The organism is Propioniciclava sp. (assembly GCF_029977985.1).
Classification (GTDB): domain Bacteria; phylum Actinomycetota; class Actinomycetes; order Propionibacteriales; family Propionibacteriaceae; genus Propioniciclava.
Genome location: NZ_JARKOT010000202.1, coordinates 1 through 2887 on the forward strand (window position 1 = coordinate 1; position 2887 = coordinate 2887).

A 2887-nucleotide genomic window follows, 5' to 3' on the forward strand; every position below is an offset into this window, starting at 1 on the left:
GGTTTGGGGCGAGTGCTTCGGCGGGGTAGCGGGGGTGCGGGCGGGCGGCTTCGGGGTGCGGACGTTACCGTGGAAGACGTGATGAGCACGCAGACCCTTCCTCCTGATGCCCAGACCCGACTCCCCCGCCCTCGCACCTCCCCCAACCGGACGCGGTGGGCCGCCGGTGCCCTCGTGGCGGTCCTGGCGCTGGTGCCGCTGACCGCTTGCACGACGGGGACGACCACCACCCCGGTGCCCCCGACGGCCACGACCACCCCAGCCACCCAGGGTGCCCAGTTCTCGTTGACGCTGGCCGACGGCACGTTCACGGTCGCCGGCGCGGCTGCGGACGAGGCCGGGAAGGCGGACGCCCTCGCTGCGGTCGCCGCCGGGCTGGGAGCCGGCGCCCAGGTGAACGACCAGCTGAACGTCGTGTCCGGCGCCTGGCTGCCCGACGCTGACGCGCTCACGACGCTCGCCTCGGCCCTGGTGGGTGTGGAGGCCGTGTCGCTGAACGTGAACGGTGGGGACGCGGTGCTGGCCGGCACGGTCACCTCGGACGCGGAGAAGCAGGCCGCCTCGGACGCCGTCGCCGCCGCCTTCCCCGATGCGGAGGTGGCCGACCACGTCGCCATCGTCGAGCTGTGCAGCGTGGTGGGCGCCAAGGTGCGCGAAGCCGCTCAGGCACCGGCCCTGGTGTTCACGTCGGGCTCGTCCGAGCTGACCGCCGAGTCGCAGACCGCCGTTGCGGAGATCGCAATGCTCGTCGAGCAGTGCCCCGGCACCAAGCTCACCGTCGTGGGCCAGACGGACACCCGCGGCTCCGAGGTGGGCAACGAGGCGCTGGCGCTCAAGCGGGCCCAGGCCGTCGCGGACGCCTTGGCCGCCGCCGGCGTGCCCGCTGACGACATGACCGTCCAGGGCAACGCCGCGAACGCCCCCATCAGCGACGACGACAGCCTCAACCGCCGCGTGGACGTGGCGGTCCAGTAGGCCGGGGTCCGCCTCTGGGGCGCGGCTGGCTCGCCCGGGTCTGCGCGCTCAGCACTGGTCGCCCGCCTTCGAGTGAGCTCCAAGCCCCCGAGCGGCCTGTTCCGCGTCGCTGTGCCCAGCTCCAAGGTGCGCTGCGCCGAGCCATCCCGGAGGAGGAGCGGCAGCCGCCAGCCCGTCGGTGGCGCCGTGCGGATGCCCACTGGTGGACGGGACGCACCGTCCGGCAGCGATCCACCCAACGGAGTGCTAGCATTGCTGTCAGGAGGTGGGACATGGGCACCCTGACGATCCGACAACTGGACGAGCAAACCCACGCACGCCTGCGCGGTCGTGCCGCGAAGCACGGGCGCTCCGTCGAGGCGGAGGTCCGCGCCATTCTGGACGCCGCGGTCGGGCGACCCGAGGAGAACATCCTGCTGAACCTGCACGCGAAGATGTCCGAGGTCGGTGGAGTCGACCTGCCTCCCATGGAACGCACCGACCTGCCCCGCGAGGTCGACCTGCAGTGATCATCGCCGACACCAACGTCGTGTCCGAGTTCATGAAGGACTCCCCCCACCACGGCGTTCTCGCGTGGGCCCGCACCCTCGGCCCGGCCGACCTCACGATCAGCGTCGTCACCGTCGAGGAGATCGAGCGAGGCCTGGGCCGCCTGCCTGCCGGGCGCCGACGTAACGACCTCGAGCAGCGTTGGCACCACCTTCTCGACGCCTACTCAGACACCATCGCCGTCTACGACGTCAACGCCGCTCAGGCCACCGCACGCCTCTTGGTTGACGCCCTCGACCGGGGCCGCCCGATGGCCCTGGCCGATGCCCAGATCGCAGGCATCTGTCTCGCGCTGCCGGCTGAGCTCGCCACCCGCAACTCGAAGGACTTCGCACATGTTCGTGGGCTCAAGCTCATGAACCCCTTCGGGTGAGCGACCGCGTTGCCTGACCCACTCAGCAGCGTGCGCGCTCAGTCATGTGGAGGCGTCAAGTAGATCCAGGGCTTCGATGATCGCCAAGCGGGCAGCCCGTCGGCGCCCCAGAGCATCGAGTCGACGAACCCGTCCCCCAGCGCCGCTGCCGGCGTCGCCGAGGGTCACCCACCTCGGCCGGGTGGATGCCCCGATGGTGCTCATGTCGCCTCCTACAGGGTTTCGAAGAAGTCTTCGTCCACCGGTAGAGCGTGACGTCCTGTTCCGCTTGGACGCCGACGCGGTGTGTCACGAGCAACTGGGCGAGGCGGCGTCCGTCGATCAACTCGATGCGGGCGTTGATGCGGTCCGCCTCCAGGCGAGCCCCTTCGGTGAAGCGCGAGGTGGTGATGTAGACGCCGCGATCCCCCTGCTTGCCGAGCAGTGCGCCGGCAAACTCGTGGATCTTGGGCCTGTCGATCGGCCGGTCCTCCGCGTAGCGCTTGGCCTGGACGTAGATGCGGTCGAGCCCCAGCGGATCCTGGCTGATGATGCCGTCGACGCCGGCGTCCCCGGACGAGGACGTGCGCTCCAACTGCCCCATGCGGCCGTCGCCCCGGCCGTACCCCATCGCGCCCAGCAGGTGGATCACAAGATCCTCGAACGCCGTCGGCGACAACGCGAGGGCAGCCTTCAACACGTCGCCCTCCACGGCGGCACGATTGGTCGACCGGGCCTGCTCCAAGAGGTCGCTCGGCGTTGCGGTCGGATGCTCCTCCACCGAGGGCAGAATCAGGCTCTCTCCCGGTGCCTGCTCTTTCGAGGAGGCCTCGCGAGTGCGGTCGCGGAACTCCAGGTAGCTCGGGTAGCGACCTCGTCCAGCGGGACTTCACCGCGACGGGGCCGAACCAGTTGTGGCTGACCGACATCACCGAGCACTGGACCGATGAAGGCAAGCTCTACGAGTGCGCGATCAAGGACGTGTGGTCCAACCGGATCGTCGGCTACTCC

At 70.2% G+C, this 2887-nt stretch carries 4 protein-coding genes and 1 pseudogene; 4 read left to right on the plus strand and 1 reads right to left on the minus strand.

Going from position 1 to position 2887, the window contains the following annotated elements; genetic code table 11:
• The first annotated feature begins 81 nt into the window (after positions 1-81).
• The 3 genes from Q1K57_RS11960 (at position 82) to Q1K57_RS11970 (ending at position 1897) form a co-directional block, all read left to right on the plus strand.
• On the plus strand, positions 82-975 hold the full coding sequence (locus Q1K57_RS11960; RefSeq protein ID WP_300082903.1) for an OmpA family protein: 894 nt from the start codon (positions 82-84) through the stop codon (positions 973-975).
• A gap of 272 nt (positions 976-1247) precedes the next feature.
• The gene (locus Q1K57_RS11965) at positions 1248-1484 is read left to right on the plus strand and encodes a toxin-antitoxin system antitoxin subunit (protein WP_300082907.1); all 237 of its coding nucleotides are present in this window, start codon (positions 1248-1250) and stop codon (positions 1482-1484) included.
• A complete protein-coding gene (locus Q1K57_RS11970) occupies positions 1481-1897 on the plus strand; it encodes a type II toxin-antitoxin system VapC family toxin (protein ID WP_300082910.1) in 417 nt (138 codons plus the stop codon). The genes Q1K57_RS11965 and Q1K57_RS11970 overlap by 4 nt, the downstream gene beginning before the upstream one ends.
• A gap of 55 nt (positions 1898-1952) precedes the next feature.
• Here the strand turns inward: Q1K57_RS11970 and Q1K57_RS11975 are convergent, their stop codons facing one another.
• The gene (locus Q1K57_RS11975; protein WP_300082913.1) at positions 1953-2657 is read right to left on the minus strand and encodes a restriction endonuclease; all 705 of its coding nucleotides are present in this window, start codon (positions 2655-2657) and stop codon (positions 1953-1955) included.
• An 89-nt stretch (positions 2658-2746) separates the two neighbouring features.
• Between Q1K57_RS11975 and Q1K57_RS11980 the strand changes: the two are divergent.
• Positions 2747-2887: pseudogene (locus Q1K57_RS11980) on the plus strand (IS3 family transposase); the annotation flags it as partial.